This window comes from Pseudomonas sp. X4, from assembly GCF_040784925.1.
GTDB lineage: Bacteria > Pseudomonadota > Gammaproteobacteria > Pseudomonadales > Pseudomonadaceae > Aquipseudomonas > Aquipseudomonas putida_Z.
The window spans coordinates 3,176,848-3,196,369 of the sequence record NZ_CP160798.1; the positions used below are offsets into that span (position 1 = coordinate 3,176,848).

Consider the following 19,522-nt stretch of genomic DNA (forward strand, 5'->3'; position numbering starts at 1 on the left):
TACGCCCTTGCGATGATGGGGGGTAGTGGACGCGCAGAAGAGCGACGCGGACGCGAGCTTCCTTGATTTCTATGCGCTGTCGGGCAGCGATTGGTGGTACGCGCAAACAGGAACCGGTGGGGTTTATACGGCTACGGGAGATCCTGCCAAATGGGTTGCTTATGAAACTCGTGATGGTGTACGTATGCGAGTTGTATACCAATCAGCCACTGGGAAGGTGGTTACCGCGTTTCCTGATGATGCTCCTGTCCCGCCTTATAAGCCTATTAGGTAAATTTTATGTTTGCAGATCGTATTATTGAATTCGGGAAGAAATTCGACGGCCGATTGGAAGCTGGCCTGCTCCAAGGGGCTTTGGACTATGTCGCGTACAATGAGGAAGGCCTAGCCTTTGAGATACTATGCGATCACATTTGTGAATTTGATATTTCTATTACGGACGACGAGTACCAGGAGGCAGTTAGACTTATCACAGATCTAGGGTTTGATTTAGATGAGGGTCCATTTAAGCACTTGGTGGGATTGAAGAAATAAAATCCTAGGGGTCGGTTGGTGCAAAAGGCGCAGGTGAGGTTGCCTCTATTGGCGGAAAGACCTGTGTTTATAACTGCGTTGTTGATGGCATGACGAGATTAATTTAATTGGTCATGAAATGAAGTTTGGTATTGAATTTGTATATAGTAATTAGATTAAGTTCATATTCATCCAGGCACCGGCTTCGACCAAAGCCAGCAGCGAAGGAAGGGAGGCTTGGCTTGAGCGATCAGGGTATCGAGCATCTGCGCAACAGAGTGTGGGTGATGCCGTGTTCTTTGCGCAGGCGGGCAATTCGCTCGCCCACGGCAATGAAAAATTCACGTTTTTCGCTGGTGATGCTCAGTCCGCAGGCCAAGCCCCGTCTTGGTCTATACCAGAGGGGCGTACTCCGCTTTGCTCAGCCTCCCTTTGTCCAATGATGAACATGACTACCTTTCTGCCACCCAGCAGGCGAACAGTTGAGCGTGTCGCACGTAGTTGAGATGATAGCCAGCTTGGCAGCGGCGACGACTGCCGCAGGCGCTACAGGAGCGAGCAGCGTGCCGGCTCTGAGCGTCATGGCGAGGTCGATTTTTGTAGCGAGAACATGAGGTAGGGCGGAAAAAGGCTGCTTCACTGCGTTGCACCACCCAGCGACGGCATCCAGACCCCCGGCCAATCCTCGCCAGCTGCGCAACGGATCATTTTCATGGCGAGAAGGCTGTTTACGCGTTTTTGCAGCCCAAATTAACAGCGCGACGCCAGACAACGAATTTTTTGGCAATGGCAGCCCGGTCAAATTCACGTGGGCTGCCCGGTATTTCTTAACCTTTAGACTGGGGTATCCAGAATGGCTCAATACGTCTACACCATGCATCGGCTGAGCAAGGTCGTGCCGCCGAAGCGGGAAATTCTCAAGAACATTTCCCTGTCGTTCTTCCCGGGCGCCAAGATCGGCGTGCTCGGCCTGAACGGCGCCGGTAAATCGACCCTGCTGCGGATCATGGCGGGCGTCGACAAGGAATTCGACGGCGAAGCCCGTCCGATGCCCGACATCAACGTTGGCTACCTGCCACAGGAACCGCAACTGGACCCGAACAAGTCGGTGCGCGAAGTGGTCGAGGAAGCGGTCAGCGTGATCAAGGACGCCCAGGCGCGCCTGGACGAGGTCTATGCTGCCTACGCCGAACCGGATGCCGACTTCGACAAGCTGGCCGCCGAGCAGGCCAAGCTGGAAGCCATCCTGCAGGCCGCTGACGGCCACAACCTTGAGCGCCAGCTGGACGTTGCCGCCGACGCCCTGCGCCTGCCGGCCTGGGACGCACGCATCGAGCATCTGTCCGGTGGTGAGAAGCGCCGCGTGGCCCTGTGCCGCCTGCTGCTGTCGGCCCCCGACATGCTGCTGCTGGACGAACCGACCAACCACCTGGACGCCGACTCGGTGGCCTGGCTGGAGCGCTTCCTGCACGACTTCCCGGGCACCGTGGTAGCCATTACCCACGACCGTTACTTCCTCGACAACGTCGCTGGCTGGATCCTGGAACTGGACCGCGGCGCTGGCATCCCGTACGAAGGCAACTACTCGGGCTGGCTGGAAGCCAAGTCCGAGCGCCTGGCGCAGGAATCCAAGCAGCAGAGCGCCCACGAGAAGGCCATGAAAGAGGAACTGGAATGGGTGCGCAAAGGCGCCAAGGCCCGCCAGTCCAAGTCCAAGGCCCGTCTGCAGCGCTTTGAAGAAATGCAGTCGCAGGAATTCCAGAAGCGCAGCGAAACCAACGAGATCTACATCCCGGCCGGCCCGCGCCTGGGCGACAAGGTCATCGAGTTCAAGAACGTCACCAAGGGCTACGGCGACCGCGTGCTGATCGACAACCTGTCGTTCTCCATGCCTAAAGGCGCCATCGTCGGTGTGATCGGTGGTAACGGTGCCGGTAAGTCGACCCTGTTCCGCATGCTGATGGGCAAGGAACAGCCGGACTCGGGCAGCATCGAGATCGGTGAAACCGTGCAGCTGGCCTGCGTCGACCAGAGCCGCGAGGACCTGGACGGTGCCAAGACAGTGTTCCAGCAGATTTCCGACGGCTCCGACATGATCCGCATCGGCAACTACGAGATCCCGTCGCGTACCTATGTGGGCCGCTTCAACTTCAAGGGTGGCGACCAGCAGAAGTTCGTCAAGGACCTGTCCGGTGGTGAGCGTGGCCGCCTGCACCTGGCCCTGACCCTGAAGGAGGGCGGTAACGTCCTGCTGCTCGACGAACCGTCCAACGACCTCGACGTCGAAACCCTGCGTTCGCTGGAAGAAGCCCTGCTGGACTTCCCGGGCGCGGCGATCGTGATCTCCCACGACCGTTGGTTCCTGGACCGTGTGGCTACCCACATCCTGGCGTACGAAGACGACTCGAACGTGGTGTTCTTCGAGGGTAACTACACCGAGTACGAAGCCGACCGCAAGAAGCGCCTGGGCGATGCTGCTGCCCAACCGCACCGTGTACGGCACAAGAAGCTGGCTCAGTAAGCCGGTGTTCTGATGCACAAGAATGGGGCCCTTTGAGGCCCCATTTTTGTGCCTGGCTGGAAAGTGGTGCTGGCTTCATTCGCGGGCATGCCCGCTCCCACAGGAGCCCTTGGAACCCAAGGCCTGTGATGAACCTGTGGGAGCGGGCGAGCCCGCGAAGAAGCCGCCGCCGACCCCGGTTTTGTATACACTTATAGAAAACGCACCAAATAATTTCAAAAAAACGACATCCCGCCCTATTCCGGTGCGATTGCTTCTTGGTACATTCGTGAAAAAACCAATAAGTCCAATCCTCTTGGTGAGATGTCTACCATGATCGAATCTGTCGACAATTTCCTCGCGCGCCTGAAGCAACGCGACCCGGCCCAACCTGAATTCCACCAGGCTGTGGAAGAAGTGCTGCGCAGCCTGTGGCCATTCCTCGAGGCCAACCCGCATTACCTGCAGGCAGGCATTCTGGAGCGCATGGTCGAGCCCGAGCGCGCCGTGCTGTTCCGCGTGTCCTGGGTCGATGACCAGGGCAAGGTGCAGGTCAACCGCGGCTACCGCATCCAGATGAGCAGCGCCATCGGCCCGTACAAGGGCGGCCTGCGCTTCCACCCGTCGGTCAACCTGGGTGTGCTCAAGTTCCTGGCCTTCGAGCAGGTGTTCAAGAACTCCCTCACCTCGCTGCCCATGGGCGGCGGCAAAGGCGGCTCGGACTTCGACCCCAAAGGCAAGAGCGACGCCGAAGTCATGCGCTTCTGCCAGGCGTTCATGAGCGAGCTGTACCGCCACATTGGCGCAGACCTGGACGTCCCGGCCGGTGACATCGGCGTGGGGGCCCGCGAAATCGGCTTCATGTTCGGCCAGTACAAGCGCCTGGCCAACCAGTTCACTTCGGTGCTGACCGGCAAGGGCATGACTTACGGCGGCAGCCTGATCCGCCCGGAAGCCACCGGCTACGGCTGCGTGTACTTCGCCGAGGAAATGCTCAAGCGCCAGGACAAACGTATCGATGGCTGCCGCGTGGCGATTTCTGGTTCGGGTAACGTGGCCCAGTATGCTGCGCGCAAGGTCATGGACCTGGGCGGCAAGGTGATTTCGCTGTCCGACTCCGAAGGCACCCTGTACGCCGAAGCCGGCCTGACCGATGCCCAGTGGGATGCGGTGATGGAGTTGAAGAACGTCAAGCGTGGCCGCATCAGCGAACTGGCCGCGCAGTTCGGCCTGGAGTTCCGCAAGGGCCAGACCCCGTGGAGCTTGCCGTGCGACATCGCCCTGCCGTGTGCCACGCAGAACGAGCTGGACGCCGAAGACGCCCGCACCTTGCTGCGCAATGGCTGCATCTGCGTGGCCGAAGGCGCCAACATGCCGACCACCCTGGAGGCTGTGGATATCTTCCTGGAAGCGGGCATCCTGTACGCCCCGGGCAAGGCCTCCAACGCCGGCGGCGTGGCCGTGTCGGGCCTGGAGATGTCGCAGAACGCCATGCGCCTGCTGTGGACTGCCGGTGAGGTGGACAGCAAGCTGCACAACATCATGCAGTCGATTCACCATGCTTGCGTGCATTACGGTGAAGAGGCGGATGGCAGCATCAACTACGTCAAAGGTGCGAACATCGCAGGCTTCGTGAAAGTGGCTGATGCGATGCTGGCGCAGGGCGTGGTCTGATTCGAGGCCCTGGGGGCTGCTTTTGCAGCCCATCGCCGGCAAGCGCGGCTCCCACAGGTACTGAACAAGGCTTGAGAGCTGCGCTTCCTGTGGGAGCCGCGCTTGCCGGCGATGGGGCGCGAAGCGGCCCCTAGGGCCCACCTTCAATTTCGATCACCTCGATCACCTGCTCCCCCACCGGCCGCCGCCAGACCACCTCATCCCCAGGCCCTGCCCCGAGCAAAGCCCTCCCCAACGGCGAACCCCAGTTGATCAACCCCCGCCCGGCATCCGCCTCATCCTCGCCCACCAGCCGCACCACATGTTCCTGGTCCTGCCCATCGACAAACCGCACCCGGCTACCAATCTGCACCTTGCTGCGCGATGTCGCCGCCGGCACCACCTGGGCACTCTGCACCCGCGCGCTGAAGTAGCGCAGGTCCCGTTCGGTATCCGCCAACCGCTGCTTGTCGCCACGTTCGCCCTGTGCCTGCAGTTCGCTGCGCAGGGCATTCAGTTCGGCCACGCGCTCCTGCAGCTGGCGCAGGCCACTGGCAGTCACGTAGTTGGGTTGTTCACTGACCCGTCGCTCGACCGGCTGATCAGCCTGGGCGGCGGCCTGGTCTTCGTTGACGAATGCTCGGCTCATGCGTGGCCTCCTTGTGCAGGAGACCATCATCGCAGGCCGCCGGTTTCAAGGGATGTCCGTTTGCGACTCAGTTGTGGCGATAGGCGCGTGCGGCGTCGCGGTCCTTTTCCTGCTCCCAGTCGCGCTCGCGCTGGTCCCAGAAGCGCTCGTGGTACTGGCGCTGTTCTTCGCTGTTCTGCATGGCGTGGCACTGGCGAAAGCCGTCGTCCCAGCCGCTTTCGTACTGGCGCTCGTGGAGGTAGCGCGGCACGTCCTTGCGAAAGCCGCCGACCATCAGCCCTGCCGCCTGGCGGCCGCTGCTGCAGCCATCCTGGAAGCCATCGGCATAGGCGGGGGGATAACCCTGGTTGACCATCTGCTCGTGGGTGGTTTCGCAACCAGACAGCAACAACGCCATGCACACGCCAAACCAGTACCGCGACATAACCACAAAACCCTCCGGTTGATACTGGAAAGTCTAGGTTGCGATTTGTCGGGGGGCCGTCAAAACAGTGTCAAAGACTCGGTTGGTTCACACAGCTCAGCCTTGATGCTGTCATTTGTGGGAGCGGCCTTGCGTCGCGAAAGGGCCGCAAAGCGGCCCCGGCAATTCTGCATGAGTGCAACAATCTGGGGGCGCTTCGCACCCCTTTCGCGACGCAAGGCCGCTCCCACAAAGTCCGCTTCAGTAGTGATACCACTTCAGCTCAAGCATCACCTCGTTCTGCGCCGTAGCCAGGTGGCTGAACTCCCGCGAAGCACTCAACCGCAGGCCCAGGTTCTGGCTGATCTCCCACTGCTGGTTCAGGCTCACACTGCGCCGTACCTCGCCATTGGTGAAGTAGTCGCCCTTGGCCTCCAGCGTCATGTTGCCCAGCCCGTTGCGCCACAGCAGCCCGCCATTGAAGCCCGCCGCCGGGGCGATGAACTGGGCAAAATCATTGTGGTGCTCGACCCGCACAGTGCCCAGGGCAAAGCCCAGCAACCCGTCGGCCAGTTGCCAGGTGCCGCCGGCCCCGCCGTTCACATGGCTCACCAGCACTTCGTCATCATGCTTGCCCGGCACCCGCTCCAGCCCGCCGGCCACCTGCCACGACCAAGGTTTGAGCAGCTCGTTGCGCGGCGTCAGCGAGCGGATGGTGGCCAGGTCCAGGCGCTGCACCTGCCAGTCGTTGCCTTCGTACTGGCGCAGCTTCAGCTGCAGGATCTCGATCTGCGCCCCCAGCGGGAAGCCATAGGCGTTGTCATTCAGGTCGTGGTAGGCCATGCGCAGGCCGTACTCGGCGTAGGCGCGGTCTTCGCGGGTGCCCACGCCAAGCTGCCAGGTGCGCGAGTCATGGCCGTCCTCGGGCAGGCCCGGGCGCTCGATCTGCAGGGGCGGTGGCGGGTTGCTGTTGATTGCCCGCAGCAGTTCGAAGCTGCGTTTCGCCTGCCCAGGGTCGCGCTCCTGGCCATTGGCGCGGTAACGCTCCAGGCGGTACGCGGCATCCTGCACCAGCGCCTGGCGCTGGCGGGGGAGGGCCTTGAACTCGGGGCTCTGCAGGTGCGCGGTGTCAGCGCTTGCAGCCAGCACCTGGCGCTTTTCGTCGTGATCGAGCGGCTCGGCCCGGGCCAGCAGTTCACGTTCGCGAGAGGGGCGGTACGTCTCGCTGGCGACCATGCCGGACTGCTTCACGGCCTTCACCGTGTCGGTCGGGATGGCGGTCAGCGGGAACTGCGAGGTCAGGTCCAGGCTCGGCCGGGCCACCTGCAGCAGCTCCAGCAGGCGGTACGAGCAGTTTTCGTCGAAGAAGAAGTAGTCGAACTGGACCTGCTTCAGCTCCCACACATGTTCGACCATGCGCCCGGTTTCTTCCGGGGTCAGATCCAGCTGGTACTCCCACAGGTCGCGGTTTTCCAGGCTGCGGTATTCGGACAGTTTTTCCTGGTAGGGCATCAGCGCGAACAGGCCCGGGTAGCCGCCCATCAGGCCCTTCCAGGCGTACAGGATGCTATTGTCGCTGCCTTCGATGTAGGCACCGAAGTTGATCGCGTAGCTCAGCAACGTGGTGTCGTCGCTGCGGGTGTTGGACTGGTCGATGCGCAGCAAGGTGTGGCCGAACATCGATGACGGGCTGTTCAGGTAGGCCGCCGGGAAGATCAGCGCCGCACTGTGCGGGTCGATCGACTGGTACCAGGTGGTGAATTCCTGGCAGTCCGGTTGCGGCAAGTCTTGCAGGTCGAGCTGTTCGCGCAGCCAGCGGGTGCGCGCCGGGAATACGCACTGGGCATGTTTGTCGCCGAGGCTGGCCGGGGCGTACAGCGCTTCGACCGTGGCTTGCAGCTCCTGGTCGGGGTGGTGCGCGCCATCCTCGGCGAGGAAGAACGCATCATCGTCCACATAGCTGCGCCAGCCACCCAGCTTGGCGGTTTCGTAATGGCCCAGGGCAATCCAGTAAGGGGTGTTGGCCAGTTGCTGGACACGGCCTTGGTCCGGCACGGGCGCGGCATGAACAGGGGCGCAGGCACACAGCGCCAGGGATACGAAGCGTTTGAGCATGTCGGGCAACTACTTCTTAACGATGCCGAAAAAAGGCGAAACCCGCCCCGGGGCCGGGGCGGGAGCAGCTGCACTCAGGCCTCGGTTGCGTATTTGGCCAGGCGTGGGTCGTTCTTCAGAACAGCCAGGGTGTTGCTGTGGACGGTTTCGGCAGTGACGTCGGCGCTGCTGAAGATCTGGTTGAAGTGCTGGTGGGTGACCGATGCGAAGTAGCCACGGTCTTCCGGGGCCACGCCGAGAACCACGGCATAGGTGGTCAGTGCTTCGCCCTGGCCCATGGCCATGTCTTCGGAAAGCTCATTCATCATGCCGTTCATGGCGAACCAGGACTTGCCGCCGTAGGTCAGCGAGGCCTTGGTCGAGCAGCCGTTGGTGCCGGAGGTCATGCCGAAGGTGGCGTTACCGGAGGTGCCGTTGGTGGTGGAAGCCAGGAAGTGTGCCGGAGTGCCGCGCTGGCCTTCGAACAGCATGTTGCCCCAACCGCAGTTCGGGCCGCCTGGCGCTTCGGCCATGGCATTGATCGAGACCACGGTGAACAGAGTACCCAGAAGAATCCGTTTCATAGCATTTGTTCTCTATTTGACTTAACCAAGGGTCAGGGTTTCTGGCAACTCGGTTGCCAGGTCGGGAAAGCTTTTCACCCACCCGCGCAGCTTGGAGTTTAGGCACGATCTAAGAGTTGCGTTGTTGATTGCGAAAAATTTGCGGTTACATGACCCGCACCGGCTGCGACATAAAGTCCCGTGGAGCCTTGCAAGGCGCGCGCGGGCGGCGCCAGAATGCTGCGTATCTGCCCCGCCGAAGTAAGGAAACCCAATGCCCGATCCTGTCGCTGCGCGCCTGCGTCTCGCGCCTGAAGCCCTGACCCGGCGTTTCTCCCCCGAGCAGTTTGCCTTTACCAATACCGACGATCTGGAGCCGTTTCGCGGAGTCCTGGGCCAGGAGCGTGCTGTCGAGGCCCTGCAGTTCGGCGTGGCGATGCCGCGCCCTGGTTACAACGTGTACGTGATGGGCGAGCCCGGCACCGGCCGCTTCTCGTTCGTCAAGCGCTACCTCAAGGCCGAGGGCAAGCGCCAGCAGACCCCGGCCGACTGGGTCTACGTCAACCACTTCGATGACACCCGTGAACCCCGCGCACTGGAGTTGCCGTCCGGCAGCGCCGGGGCGTTCATCAGCGACATGAGCGGGCTGATCGACAACCTGTTGTCGACCTTCCCGGCGGTGTTCGAGCACCCGTCGTACCAGCAGAAGAAAGGCGCCATCGACCGCGCCTTCAACCAGCGTTACGACCGCGCCCTGGATGTGATCGAGCGCGCCTCGCTGGAAAAGGACGTGGCCCTGTACCGCGACGCCAGCAACGTCGCCTTCACCCCGATGGCCGACGGCAAGGCGCTGGATGAAGCCGAATTCGCCCAGTTGCCGGAAGAGGTGCGCGAGCAGTTCCACGAGGATATCGCCCTGCTCGAGGAACGCCTGAACGAAGAGCTGGCCAGCCTGCCGCAATGGAAACGCGAGTCGAACAACCAGCTGCGCCAGCTCAACGAAGAAACCATCACCCTGGCCCTGCAACCGTTGCTGGCGCCGCTGTCGGAGAAGTACGCCGAGAACGCTGCGGTCTGCGCCTACCTGCAGTCGGTGCAGCTGAACCTGCTGCGTACCGTGGTCGAGCAACTGGTCGATGACAGCAAGACCGACGCGGCCGCGCGCAAGCTGCTGGAAGAGCAGTACGCCCCAAGCCTGGTGGTCGGCCACCACGCCGACGGCGGTGCGCCGGTGGTGTTCGAGCCGCACCCGACCTACGACAACCTGTTCGGCCGTATCGAATACAGCACCGACCAGGGTGCGCTGTACACCTCGTACCGCCAGCTGCGCCCGGGCGCGCTGCACCGCGCCAACGGCGGCTTCCTGATTCTGGAAGCCGAGAAGATGCTGGGCGAGCCGTTCGTCTGGGACGCGCTCAAGCGTGCGCTGCAGTCGCGCAAGTTGAAGATGGAGTCACCACTGGGCGAGCTGGGCCGGGTGGCCACCGTCAGCCTGACACCGCAGATGATCCCGCTGAACATCAAACTGGTCATCATCGGTTCGCGCCAGCTGTATTACGCGCTGCAGGACCACGACCCGGACTTCCAGGAGATGTTCCGGGTGCTGGTGGACTTCGACGAAGACATGCCCATGGTCGACGAGAACCTGGAGCAGTTCGCCCAGCTGTTGCGCACCCGCACCAACGAAGAGGGCATGGCGCCACTGACCAGTGACGCGGTGGCGCGCCTGGCCACCTACAGCGCCCGCCTGGCAGAAAACCAGTCGCGTCTGTCGGCGCGTATCGGCGACCTGTTCCAGCTGGTCAGCGAAGCCGATTTCATCCGCCAGCTGGCCAGTGACGAAATGACCGACGCCGGGCACATCGAGCGTGCGCTCAAGGCCAAGGCCACCCGCACCGGGCGTGTTTCGCAGCGGGTGCTGGACGACATGCTCGCCGGCATCATCCTGATCGACACCGAAGGTGCGGCTATCGGCAAGTGCAACGGCCTGACCGTGCTGGAAGTGGGGGATTCGGCGTTCGGTATGCCGGCGCGTATCTCCGCCACCGTGTACCCGGGCGGCAGCGGTATCGTCGACATCGAGCGTGAGGTCAACCTCGGCCAGCCGATCCACTCCAAGGGTGTGATGATCCTCACCGGCTACCTGGGCAGCCGCTATGCCCAGGAGTTCCCGCTGGCGATCTCGGCGAGCATCGCCCTGGAACAGTCCTACGGCTATGTGGACGGTGACAGCGCCTCGCTGGGCGAAGCCTGCACGCTGATCTCGGCCTTGTCGCGCACGCCGCTCAAGCAGTGCTTCGCCATCACCGGCTCGATCAACCAGTTTGGTGAAGTGCAGGCGGTGGGTGGGGTCAACGAGAAGATCGAAGGCTTCTTCCGCCTGTGCGAGGCGCGTGGCCTGACCGGCGAGCAGGGGGTGATCATCCCGCGTGCCAACGTCGCCACGCTGATGCTCGACGAGCGCGTGCTGCAGGCAGTGGAGAACGGCATGTTCCACGTGTACGCAGTCAGCCAGGCCGACGAGGCGTTGAGCCTGCTGGTGGGCGAGGAGGCCGGTGTGCTGGATGACAAGGGCCAGTTCACCGAAGGCAGCGTCAACGCGCGGGTGGTGGAGCGCCTGCGTGAGATTGCCGAGATGATCAGCGAGGAAGAAATCGAGAAGGCGGAGAAAGAACGCCTGGAAGAGGTAATTGCCCAGGCCAAGCCAGCCTGAGTCAAGAAACCGGCGCTAGCGGCGATGTGCTACCGTTCAGCGCCGGTTTTCCATCTTTCTGTACCGTTCTTCTATGCTGGAACTTAAGGACGGTATCAGCGTTCAGGATGGAAACAGCCTGAGGTTCAGGCTGAACAAGGCTTTTTGGAGGGGGCGCGGCCATGCGCAATCTCAGCCTCACACGCCAGTGCCTGGGCCTGGTGACCCGCATCGAATGCAGCATCCGTCCGCTGGCCGGGGACAACGGCATGTGGACGCTGCTGTTCGCCGCCGGCATGGCCGGTGAACAACCGTCCGCGATCAAGGCCCAAGGGCCGTTCCATGGGCCGCTGGTGGCCGAATCGGTACTCAATGCCATTGTCGACAGCCTGACCTTGCATGGGTACCAGGTGGCCGAGGATCCGCAGATCTGGTGTTTGCATTTGCAGGCGCAGTTGCGGCGGATCAACGGTGAGCGGTGTCGGAACCTGGGGGATTACCAGTTTCATCCTGAGACCTGAGTAACTTTACTGGCCTCATCGCCGGCAAGCCAGCTCCCACAGGTAAAGCAAAGGCCACAGGTCGGTGATCAACCTGTGGGAGCTGGCTTGCCGGCGATTGGGCTGCAAAGCAGCCCCGATTCACCGGGCTTTTGCTGTAACAGGTGGCTGGCTATACTCGGCGTCGCTTTTTTAGTCACCTGATGAGTCCCGACACTCCATGGAACGTATCCTCGAAAACGCGATGTATGCCTCGCGCTGGCTGCTCGCCCCCATCTACTTCGGCCTGTCCCTCGGCCTGCTGGCCCTGGCGCTGAAATTCTTCCAGGAAGTGGCCCACGTCCTGCCCAACGTCTTCGCCCTGAGCGAAGCCGACCTGATCCTGGTGATCCTGTCACTGATCGACATGTCGCTGGTGGGCGGCCTGCTGGTGATGGTGATGATCTCCGGCTACGAGAACTTCGTCTCGCAACTGGACATCGACGAGAGCAAGGAAAAGCTCAACTGGCTGGGCAAGATGGACTCTTCGTCGCTGAAGATGAAGGTTGCCGCGTCGATCGTGGCCATTTCGTCCATCCACCTGCTGCGGGTGTTCATGGATGCACAGAACATCTCCACCGATTACCTGATGTGGTACGTGATCATCCACATGACCTTCGTGGTCTCGGCATTCTGCATGGGCTACCTGGACAAGCTGACCAAGCACTGAGCCTGTGCCCCTTGTGGGAGCGGCCTTGTGTCGCGAAAGGGCTGCACAGCAGCCCCCTCTGCTCATGCATTGCTGCTGATATCCTGGGGCCGCCATGCGGCCCTTTCGCGACACAAGGCCGCTCCCACACAGTTCGGCTTCCACCTGACGAGCGGCGTCAGTCATGCCCTTGTGCATTCTCCCTTTCTGTACAAAAAATGAGCTCTCATGCGTGGTTCCCATCGCGAGGTGCTCTCATGAACCTGCATCAGCTCAACACCGAGGCCAGGGCTGGCCATGTCGACGAACTGAACCTGATCGCCATCGAAGGCGGTGACTACCTGCTCGAGGCCCGGATCAAAGGCCACCCCCACCCCCTGTCCGATGCCCGTGGTGAACGCTTGCGCGTGCATTCGGTGGAGGATGCGCGCAATTTGCTGCAAACCATCCCCATGGTCTCGATGAACCTGGTGCACTGGTCGGTGCAGGACGAAATGTGCGGTATGGGCACGCACCCGGAAGAAGACTTGAAGGTGCCGATTTCCCAGCGCTCGGCCTGGTAGCTGCTCGCAGCGCCCCAGTGTGCTAGGCTGCTCGCCCTTTTCATCAAGGGCGCGGCTTCACTGCGCCCTGCAGTGGAGCACGACAATGTCCGAACTCAACCTGTCCACCGACGAAACTCGCGTCAGCTACGGCATCGGCCGTCAGCTGGGCGGCCAGCTGCGCGACAACCCGCCACCAGGCGTCAGCCTGGAAGCCATCCTGGCCGGCCTGACCGACGCCTTCAACGGCGCCGACAGCCGCGTCAGCGAAGCCGACCTGTCGGCCAGCTTCAAGGTCATCCGCGACGTGATGCAAGCCGAAGCAGCCGCCAAGGCTGAAGCCGCTGCTGCTGCTGGCAAGGCATTCCTGGTCGAGAACGCCAAGCGTGACGGCATCACTACCCTGGCTTCGGGCCTGCAGTTCGAAGTACTGACCGCAGGCGAAGGCGCCAAGCCGACCCGCGAAGACAACGTGCGCACCCACTACCACGGCACCCTGATCGACGGCACTGTGTTCGACAGCTCCTACGACCGTGGTCAGCCGGCTGAATTCCCGGTAGGTGGTGTGATCGCTGGCTGGACCGAAGCCCTGCAGCTGATGAACGCTGGCAGCAAATGGCGCCTGTACGTGCCGAGCGAGCTGGCCTACGGCGCCCAAGGTGTTGGCAGCATCCCGCCGCACAGCGTGCTGGTGTTCGACGTCGAGCTGCTCGACGTTCTGTAATGCCGCTGGGGCCGCTTTGCGGCCCATTCGCGACACAAGGCCGCTCCCACAGAATCCCCACAGCATTCGAACCCTGTGTTGTGCTTGTGGGAGCTGGCTTGCCGGCGATGAGGCCGGTCCTGCTGGCCTCAATTCCAGTCTGTCCCCCCGGGGCGCAACGCCCGCGCATAGCAGAACAGAAACAGATTCCGCACCAGCTCCTTGAGCACCCCCGGTTCACTCGAGTTCAGCCCGCTCATGTCCAGGTCGCCCTGGTCGCGCAGCTCGTCGAGCGCTTCTTCTTCGAGCACCGCGCACACTTCGCCGGTTTCCCGATGAAGAATGCGCAGGTAGGGATGAGGGCGGTCCAGCCAGGCGTCGATCAGATAAGTCATGGCTATTCTCCTTGGATAGCAGTCCCAATGAGAATAATTCTTATTATCCGAATAGCAAGCGCCAATTGGCGGTTTTTTGGAAAATCAGACCTTGCGTACGAACTCGGACTTCAGCTTCATGGCGCCGATGCCGTCGATCTTGCAGTCGATGTCGTGATCGCCATCGCACAGGCGGATGTTCTTGACCTTGGTGCCAACCTTGACCACCAAGGACGAGCCCTTGACCTTGAGGTCCTTGATCACGGTGACGGTATCGCCATCCTGCAGGATGTTGCCGACCGAGTCCTTCTTCACCACCTCGTCGCTGGCCGCTTCGGCGTCGCCGCTGGCCGACCACTCGTGGGCGCATTCAGGGCAGATCAGCTGAGTGCCATCCTCATAGGTGTATTCGGAGTTGCATTTCGGGCAGGGTGGCAGAGTGCTCACTTCGGTTCCTCAAACAAACAGACGGGCGGTTAAAAACCCGAATTGTATAAGGTATTTTTTCAGAAGTGATTATGTCCGGACAAAAGCATTCGCGGGCTTGCCCGCTCCCACAGGATCTGCGCTACCTTTGAGGCTTGCGCGATCCCTGTGGGAGCGGGCAAGCCCGCGAATGGATTTGATGCGATCTGTCAGTGAGTACGCGCGACCGCAAACTCGCTCAGCTCGACCAGTGCGTCACGATATTCGCTGGCCGGCAGCACTTCCAGGCACTGGATCGCACGCTTCACATAGTCACGCGCCAGCTCCGCCGTGTACTTCAGCGCACCCGACTCCTCGACCGCCACGCGAATCTGCTCCAGGTCTTCCAGGCCACCCTTCTGGATCGCCTGGCGCACCAGCGCAGCCTGTTCGGCGGTGCCTTCGCGCATGGTGTAGATCAGCGGCAGGGTAGGCTTGCCTTCGGCCAGGTCGTCACCGACGTTCTTGCCCAGGGTCTGCGAGTCGCCCTTGTAGTCCAGCAGGTCGTCGACCAGCTGGAACGCCACGCCCAGGTGGTCACCGAAGGTACGCAGGGCCTCGCGCTGTTCGTCGGTGGCTTCTGCCAGAGCGGCGGCGCTGTGGGTCGAAGCTTCGAACAGCATCGCGGTCTTGCCGCGGATGACCTCCATGTAGACTTCCTCGGTGGTGCTGGCGTCGCGTACCCGCGACAGCTGCAGCACTTCACCCTCGGCAATCACGCGGGTGGCCTTGGACAGGATCTGCATGACCGGCATCGAGCCCAGTTCGACCATCATCTCGAACGAGCGCGAATAGAGGAAGTCGCCCACCAGCACGCTCGGCGCGTTGCCCCACAGGGCATTGGCGGTGGAGCGGCCACGGCGCATGCCGGACATGTCGACCACGTCGTCGTGCAGCAGGGTAGCGGTGTGCAGGAATTCGATGGTGGCAGCCAGCAGGCGCAGGTCGTCGCCTTCGCGGCCCAGGGCCTTGCCACACAGCAGCACCAGCAGGGGGCGCAGGCGCTTGCCACCGGCGGACGTGATATAGTCGCCGATCTTCGATACCAGCGGCACGCGCGAGGTCAGCTGCTTCTTGATGATCTCGTCGACGGCGCTGAAATCATCAGCCACCGCGCGGTAGAAGGATTGGGGTTGCATCGGCTGCTCCAGTGAGGTTGCGCGGCATGCTAGGTCGCGGGTCCCGGTGTGTCAAGGCGCGGTGCCAGCGCCCCGGGGGCGGTACTTGCAAGCAAAACCGCGGTTGCGTACAATCGCGCACCCTAACTTCCTGGGCAGCACCTGCCTTACGCAATTGCGCCGGGCCGTTCCAGCCCTGTGCAGCCATGCCAGCCAATACTCATCATATAAAGCGCTGGGTGAGCAGGATTATCGGAGAAATACCATGTCTTACGCAGTAATCGTTACCGGCGGCAAGCAGTACAAAGTCGCTGAAGGTGAATTCCTCAAGATCGAAAAACTGGAAGTCGCCACTGGCGAATCCGTGACCTTCGATCGCGTCCTGCTGGTCGCCAACGGTGAAGAAGTCACCATCGGTGCTCCAGTTGTTGCTGGCGCTAAAGTAGTGGCCGAAGTCGTTTCGCAAGGCCGCCACGACAAGGTTCGCATCATCAAGTTCCGTCGTCGTAAGCACCACATGAAGCGTATGGGCCACCGCCAGTGGTTCACCGAGATCAAAATCACCGGTATCCAGGCTTAATCCCCTAGATCCCCTGAATTTATTTGGAGAATTGAACCATGGCTCACAAGAAGGCTGGTGGTAGTACTCGTAACGGTCGCGACTCAGAATCGAAACGCCTTGGCGTGAAGATGTATGGCGGCCAGGTTATCAAGCCAGGCAACATCATCGTCCGTCAGCGCGGCACCGAATTCCACGCTGGCTACGGCGTTGGCATGGGCAAGGATCACACCTTGTTCGCCAAGATCGAAGGCGTGATCAAGTTCGAGAAAAAAGGCGAGTTCATGCGCCGTTACGTGAGCATCGTCGCCGCTTAATCGCGACGTCGCTCCAGAAGCCCCGTCATGCGACGGGGCTTTTTCGTTTGTGGTGAGCCTCTTGCAAAGCTGTTTGTATGGGCTGCCGGCGTGGTTTTCTACGGTCGTACGGGGCCGCCGCGCTCATTTTTGCAAGAGCCTCAGGTTTTTCAGGTATTCAACTCGCCAGCAGGCGAGAGGCGGTTTTGAATGAAGTTTGTTGACGAAGTATCCATTCGGGTCAAGGCCGGTGACGGCGGCAACGGTTGCATGAGCTTCCGTCGCGAGAAGTTCATCGAGAACGGTGGCCCCAACGGTGGTGACGGTGGCGACGGTGGTTCGGTGTACATGATCGCCGACGAAAACCTCAACACCCTGGTCGACTATCGCTACACCCGTCACCACGAGGCCCAGCGTGGTGCCAACGGCGGCAGCACCGACTGCACCGGCAAGAAAGGCGACGACCTGTTCCTGCGTGTGCCGGTCGGCACCACCGTGATCGACGCTTCCACCCAGGAAGTGATCGGTGACCTGGTCACCCCGGGCCAGAAGCTGATGGTCGCCCAGGGCGGCTGGCACGGCCTGGGCAACACCCGCTTCAAGTCCAGCACCAACCGTGCACCGCGCCAGACCACCCCGGGCAAGCCAGGTGACCAGCGTGACCTGAAGATGGAAATGAAAGTGCTGGCCGACGTCGGCCTGCTGGGCCTGCCGAACGCCGGCAAGAGCACCTTCATTCGCTCGGTTTCGGCCGCCAAGCCGAAAGTGGCCGACTACCCGTTCACCACCCTGGTGCCGAACCTGGGCGTGGTCAGCGTCGACCGCTGGAAGAGCTTCGTCATCGCCGACATTCCCGGCCTGATCGAAGGTGCTTCCGAAGGCGCCGGCCTGGGTATCCGCTTCCTCAAGCACCTGGCGCGTACCCGCGTGCTGCTGCACCTGGTGGACATGGCGCCGCTGGACGAAAGCAGCCCGGCCGATGCCGCCGAAGTCATCGTCAACGAGCTGACCCGCTTCAGCCCGTCGCTGGCCGAGCGTGAGCGCTGGCTGGTGCTGAACAAGGCCGACATGGTCATGGAAGACGAGCGCGACGAGCGGGTCAAGGAAGTGGTCGAGCGCCTGCAGTGGGAAGGCCCGGTCTACGTGATTTCGGCCATCTCCAAGCAGGGCACCGAAAAGCTCAGCCACGACCTGATGCGCTACCTCGAAGACCGCGCCGACCGCCTGGCCAACGACCCGGCCTACGCCGAAGAGCTGGCCGACCTCGACCAGCGTATCGAAGACGAAGCCCGTGCCCAGCTGCAGGCCCTGGACGACGCCCGTACCCTGCGCCGTACCGGCGTCAAGAGCGTGCACGACATCGGCGACGATGACGGTTGGGACGATGATTTCGAGGACGACGAAGACGGCCCGGAAATCATTTACGTGCGCGACTGACCGGTTGCAGTACACTAAACGCCGCTCTTTGGAGCGGCGTTTTTGTATCCACGGTATCTACAGATTCGACATAGGTTGGAAGAAGATGCGAAGCAAGGTAACGGGCGCCAAGCGCTGGGTCGTGAAGATTGGCAGTGCTCTGCTGACCGCCGATGGCAAAGGCCTCGACCGCGGTGCCATGGCCGTTTGGGTCGAGCAGATGGTCGCGCTGCGTGAGGCAGGCGTGGAGTTGGTACTGGTCTCCTCCGGGGCCGTGGCTGCCGGCATGAGCCAGCTGGGCTGGACGTCGCGACCGAGTGCGATGAACGAGCTGCAGGCGGCTGCCTCGATCGGCCAGATGCGCCTGGTGCAGGCCTGGGAGTCGAGCTTCGGCGAGCACGGCAAGCACACCGCGCAGATCCTGCTGACCCATGACGACCTGTCCGACCGCAAGCGCTACCTGAACGCCCGCAGCACCCTGCGCACGCTGGTCGACCTGGGCGTGGTGCCGGTGATCAACGAAAACGATACCGTGGTTACCGACGAGATCCGCTTCGGCGACAACGACACCCTGGCGGCGCTGGTAGCCAACCTGGTCGAGGCTGACCTGCTGGTGATCCTCACCGACCGCGATGGCATGTTCGATGCCGACCCGCGCAACAACCCCGACGCCCAGCTGATCTACGAGGCCCGCGCCGACGACCCGGCACTGGACGCCGTGGCCGGCGGTACCGGTGGCGCCCTGGGCCGTGGCGGCATGCAGACCAAGCTGCGCGCCGCGCGCCTGGCAGCCCGTTCCGGTGCCCATACCATCATCATCGGTGGCCGCATCGAGCGCGTGCTGGATCGCCTCAAGGCTGGCGAGCGTCTGGGTACCTTGCTGTCGCCCGAGCGCGGCATGCTTGCTGCGCGCAAGCAGTGGCTGGCCGGTCACCTGCAGACCCGTGGCACCCTGGTGCTGGACGCCGGTGCCGTGCAGGCGTTGCGCCAGGCCAACAAGAGCCTGCTGCCGGTTGGCGTGAAGACCGTGCAGGGCAGCTTCCGCCGTGGCGAGATGGTGGTGTGCGTCGGCCCGGACGGCCATGAAGTGGCGCGCGGCCTGGCCAACTACAGCGCCCTGGAGGCGCAGAAGATCATTGGCCAGCCGTCGGATGCCATCGAAAGTATCCTGGGCTATATCGCGGAGCCTGAGCTGGTGCACCGCGACAACCTGGTTCTGGTCTGAGGGCGCGCACGTGCTGAAAAGGATGATTGCCGTGGCGGCACTGGCGTTGCCGATACTGGCCGGGGCCGAGGAAATCGGCCAGGTGTCCACCGTGTTCAAGTTCCTCGGGCCGAATGACCGTATTGTGGTCGAGGCGTTCGACGACCCCAAGGTCGAGGGCGTGACCTGCTACCTGTCGCGGGCCAAGACTGGCGGCGTGAAGGGTGGGTTGGGGTTGGCGGAGGACCGGGCGGAGGCATCGATTGCCTGTCGCCAGGTCGGGCCGATCAGCTTCAAGGGTGAGCTGAAGGATGGCGAGGAAGTGTTCAAGGAACGCACCTCGCTGGTGTTCAAGACCATGCAGGTGGTGCGCTTCCTGGACAAGAAGCGCAATACGCTGGTGTACCTGGTGTACAGCGACCGCATGATCGAAGGCAGCCCGCAGAATGCGGTGACCGCGATTCCGATTCTGCCTTGGGCTCATTGATAGCCTGACAGATCCTGGGAGGCCTTTGGCCTCCATCGCGACACAAGGCCGCTCCCACAAAGGTCCTGCGTACACCGGTCAATGTGGGAGCGGCCTTGTGTCG

General features: G+C 62.1%; 20 protein-coding genes and 1 pseudogene. 14 read left to right on the forward strand and 7 right to left on the reverse strand.

The window, feature by feature from the left end:
* Positions 1–94: 94 nt before the first annotated feature.
* The 4 genes and pseudogenes from ABX298_RS14110 to gdhA all read left to right on the forward strand — a co-directional run.
* Positions 95–274: pseudogene (locus ABX298_RS14110) on the forward strand (hypothetical protein); the annotation flags it as partial.
* A 5-nt stretch (positions 275–279) separates the two neighbouring features.
* Positions 280–534 (forward strand): MafI family immunity protein, encoded by a 255-nt coding sequence (locus ABX298_RS14115; RefSeq protein ID WP_075043697.1) that lies wholly within the window; start codon positions 280–282, stop codon positions 532–534.
* 832 nt (positions 535–1,366) lie between these two features.
* Positions 1,367–3,034 carry an energy-dependent translational throttle protein EttA gene (ettA, locus tag ABX298_RS14120; protein ID WP_085601695.1) on the forward strand — a complete coding sequence of 556 codons (1,668 nt, stop codon included), beginning with the start codon at positions 1,367–1,369 and terminating at the stop codon, positions 3,032–3,034.
* A 312-nt stretch (positions 3,035–3,346) separates the two neighbouring features.
* On the forward strand, positions 3,347–4,687 hold the full coding sequence (gdhA, locus tag ABX298_RS14125) for an NADP-specific glutamate dehydrogenase (RefSeq protein WP_015268894.1): 1,341 nt from the start codon (positions 3,347–3,349) through the stop codon (positions 4,685–4,687).
* Between the two features lie 130 nt (positions 4,688–4,817).
* On the opposite strand, the gene ABX298_RS14130 is transcribed toward gdhA, so the two are convergent.
* The 4 genes from ABX298_RS14130 to ABX298_RS14145 all read right to left on the reverse strand — a co-directional run bounded on the left by ABX298_RS14130 (position 4,818) and on the right by ABX298_RS14145 (position 8,396).
* Positions 4,818–5,315, reverse strand: coding sequence for a GreA/GreB family elongation factor (locus ABX298_RS14130; protein WP_075043714.1), 498 nt, complete (start codon positions 5,313–5,315; stop codon positions 4,818–4,820).
* A 67-nt stretch (positions 5,316–5,382) separates the two neighbouring features.
* The gene (locus tag ABX298_RS14135; RefSeq protein ID WP_025337630.1) at positions 5,383–5,739 is read right to left on the reverse strand and encodes a hypothetical protein; all 357 of its coding nucleotides are present in this window, start codon (positions 5,737–5,739) and stop codon (positions 5,383–5,385) included.
* 240 nt (positions 5,740–5,979) lie between these two features.
* A complete protein-coding gene (locus ABX298_RS14140; RefSeq protein WP_367393244.1) occupies positions 5,980–7,833 on the reverse strand; it encodes a DUF4105 domain-containing protein in 1,854 nt (617 codons plus the stop codon).
* Between the two features lie 74 nt (positions 7,834–7,907).
* A complete protein-coding gene (locus ABX298_RS14145; protein WP_003256313.1) occupies positions 7,908–8,396 on the reverse strand; it encodes a DUF3015 domain-containing protein in 489 nt (162 codons plus the stop codon).
* A 253-nt stretch (positions 8,397–8,649) separates the two neighbouring features.
* Here ABX298_RS14145 and ABX298_RS14150 point away from each other — a divergent pair, with 253 nt between their 5' ends.
* From ABX298_RS14150 to ABX298_RS14170, 5 genes are all read left to right on the forward strand, one after another.
* Complete coding sequence (locus tag ABX298_RS14150; protein WP_075043716.1) at positions 8,650–11,088, forward strand: Lon protease family protein; 2,439 nt, start codon at positions 8,650–8,652, stop codon at positions 11,086–11,088.
* Positions 11,089–11,249: 161 nt separating this feature from the next.
* Positions 11,250–11,588 (forward strand): hypothetical protein, encoded by a 339-nt coding sequence (locus ABX298_RS14155; RefSeq protein ID WP_003247487.1) that lies wholly within the window; start codon positions 11,250–11,252, stop codon positions 11,586–11,588.
* A gap of 199 nt (positions 11,589–11,787) precedes the next feature.
* Complete coding sequence (locus ABX298_RS14160; RefSeq protein WP_367393245.1) at positions 11,788–12,276, forward strand: TIGR00645 family protein; 489 nt, start codon at positions 11,788–11,790, stop codon at positions 12,274–12,276.
* A gap of 236 nt (positions 12,277–12,512) precedes the next feature.
* A complete protein-coding gene (locus ABX298_RS14165) occupies positions 12,513–12,818 on the forward strand; it encodes a DUF6482 family protein (protein ID WP_084785033.1) in 306 nt (101 codons plus the stop codon).
* Positions 12,819–12,903: 85 nt separating this feature from the next.
* A complete protein-coding gene (locus ABX298_RS14170; protein ID WP_025337633.1) occupies positions 12,904–13,521 on the forward strand; it encodes an FKBP-type peptidyl-prolyl cis-trans isomerase in 618 nt (205 codons plus the stop codon).
* 128 nt (positions 13,522–13,649) lie between these two features.
* Here ABX298_RS14170 and ABX298_RS14175 read toward each other — a convergent pair whose 3' ends face one another.
* From ABX298_RS14175 to ABX298_RS14185, 3 genes are all read right to left on the reverse strand, one after another.
* Entirely contained in the window at positions 13,650–13,895 is a 246-nt protein-coding gene (locus tag ABX298_RS14175) for a hypothetical protein (RefSeq protein ID WP_003256316.1), read from the reverse strand.
* Positions 13,896–13,979: 84 nt separating this feature from the next.
* Entirely contained in the window at positions 13,980–14,321 is a 342-nt protein-coding gene (locus ABX298_RS14180; RefSeq protein ID WP_009686103.1) for a zinc ribbon domain-containing protein YjdM, read from the reverse strand.
* Between the two features lie 188 nt (positions 14,322–14,509).
* Positions 14,510–15,478, reverse strand: a complete 969-nt coding sequence (locus tag ABX298_RS14185) for a polyprenyl synthetase family protein (protein WP_003256318.1) — start codon at positions 15,476–15,478, stop codon at positions 14,510–14,512.
* 244 nt (positions 15,479–15,722) lie between these two features.
* Between ABX298_RS14185 and rplU the strand changes: the two genes are divergently transcribed.
* The 5 genes from rplU (at position 15,723) to ABX298_RS14210 (ending at position 19,419) form a co-directional block, all read left to right on the forward strand.
* On the forward strand, positions 15,723–16,037 hold the full coding sequence (gene rplU, locus ABX298_RS14190) for a 50S ribosomal protein L21 (protein ID WP_003247466.1): 315 nt from the start codon (positions 15,723–15,725) through the stop codon (positions 16,035–16,037).
* A 38-nt stretch (positions 16,038–16,075) separates the two neighbouring features.
* Positions 16,076–16,333, forward strand: a complete 258-nt coding sequence (gene rpmA, locus ABX298_RS14195) for a 50S ribosomal protein L27 (protein WP_003247464.1) — start codon at positions 16,076–16,078, stop codon at positions 16,331–16,333.
* 189 nt (positions 16,334–16,522) lie between these two features.
* Entirely contained in the window at positions 16,523–17,749 is a 1,227-nt protein-coding gene (cgtA, locus tag ABX298_RS14200; RefSeq protein ID WP_025337634.1) for an Obg family GTPase CgtA, read from the forward strand.
* Between the two features lie 85 nt (positions 17,750–17,834).
* Positions 17,835–18,953 (forward strand): glutamate 5-kinase, encoded by a 1,119-nt coding sequence (gene proB / locus ABX298_RS14205; RefSeq protein WP_025337635.1) that lies wholly within the window; start codon positions 17,835–17,837, stop codon positions 18,951–18,953.
* Positions 18,954–18,975: 22 nt separating this feature from the next.
* Positions 18,976–19,419 (forward strand): CreA family protein, encoded by a 444-nt coding sequence (locus ABX298_RS14210; RefSeq protein WP_075043719.1) that lies wholly within the window; start codon positions 18,976–18,978, stop codon positions 19,417–19,419.
* Positions 19,420–19,522 lie beyond the last annotated feature (103 nt).

Excerpts from the sequence above, each read along its gene's own strand:
- ABX298_RS14115 (WP_075043697.1), top strand. The coding sequence starts at position 280 with ATGTTTGCAGATCGTATTATTGAATTCGGGAAGAAATTCGACGGCCGA.
- ettA (WP_085601695.1), top strand. The coding sequence starts at position 1,367 with ATGGCTCAATACGTCTACACCATGCATCGGCTGAGCAAGGTCGTGCCG.
- gdhA (WP_015268894.1), top strand. The coding sequence starts at position 3,347 with ATGATCGAATCTGTCGACAATTTCCTCGCGCGCCTGAAGCAACGCGAC.
- ABX298_RS14130 (WP_075043714.1), bottom strand. The coding sequence starts at position 5,315 with ATGAGCCGAGCATTCGTCAACGAAGACCAGGCCGCCGCCCAGGCTGAT.
- ABX298_RS14135 (WP_025337630.1), bottom strand. The coding sequence starts at position 5,739 with ATGTCGCGGTACTGGTTTGGCGTGTGCATGGCGTTGTTGCTGTCTGGT.
- ABX298_RS14140 (WP_367393244.1), bottom strand. The coding sequence starts at position 7,833 with ATGCTCAAACGCTTCGTATCCCTGGCGCTGTGTGCCTGCGCCCCTGTT.
- ABX298_RS14145 (WP_003256313.1), bottom strand. The coding sequence starts at position 8,396 with ATGAAACGGATTCTTCTGGGTACTCTGTTCACCGTGGTCTCGATCAAT.
- ABX298_RS14150 (WP_075043716.1), top strand. The coding sequence starts at position 8,650 with ATGCCCGATCCTGTCGCTGCGCGCCTGCGTCTCGCGCCTGAAGCCCTG.
- ABX298_RS14155 (WP_003247487.1), top strand. The coding sequence starts at position 11,250 with ATGCGCAATCTCAGCCTCACACGCCAGTGCCTGGGCCTGGTGACCCGC.
- ABX298_RS14160 (WP_367393245.1), top strand. The coding sequence starts at position 11,788 with ATGGAACGTATCCTCGAAAACGCGATGTATGCCTCGCGCTGGCTGCTC.
- ABX298_RS14165 (WP_084785033.1), top strand. The coding sequence starts at position 12,513 with ATGAACCTGCATCAGCTCAACACCGAGGCCAGGGCTGGCCATGTCGAC.
- ABX298_RS14170 (WP_025337633.1), top strand. The coding sequence starts at position 12,904 with ATGTCCGAACTCAACCTGTCCACCGACGAAACTCGCGTCAGCTACGGC.
- ABX298_RS14175 (WP_003256316.1), bottom strand. The coding sequence starts at position 13,895 with ATGACTTATCTGATCGACGCCTGGCTGGACCGCCCTCATCCCTACCTG.
- ABX298_RS14185 (WP_003256318.1), bottom strand. The coding sequence starts at position 15,478 with ATGCAACCCCAATCCTTCTACCGCGCGGTGGCTGATGATTTCAGCGCC.
- rplU (WP_003247466.1), top strand. The coding sequence starts at position 15,723 with ATGTCTTACGCAGTAATCGTTACCGGCGGCAAGCAGTACAAAGTCGCT.
- rpmA (WP_003247464.1), top strand. The coding sequence starts at position 16,076 with ATGGCTCACAAGAAGGCTGGTGGTAGTACTCGTAACGGTCGCGACTCA.
- cgtA (WP_025337634.1), top strand. The coding sequence starts at position 16,523 with ATGAAGTTTGTTGACGAAGTATCCATTCGGGTCAAGGCCGGTGACGGC.
- proB (WP_025337635.1), top strand. The coding sequence starts at position 17,835 with ATGCGAAGCAAGGTAACGGGCGCCAAGCGCTGGGTCGTGAAGATTGGC.
- ABX298_RS14210 (WP_075043719.1), top strand. The coding sequence starts at position 18,976 with ATGATTGCCGTGGCGGCACTGGCGTTGCCGATACTGGCCGGGGCCGAG.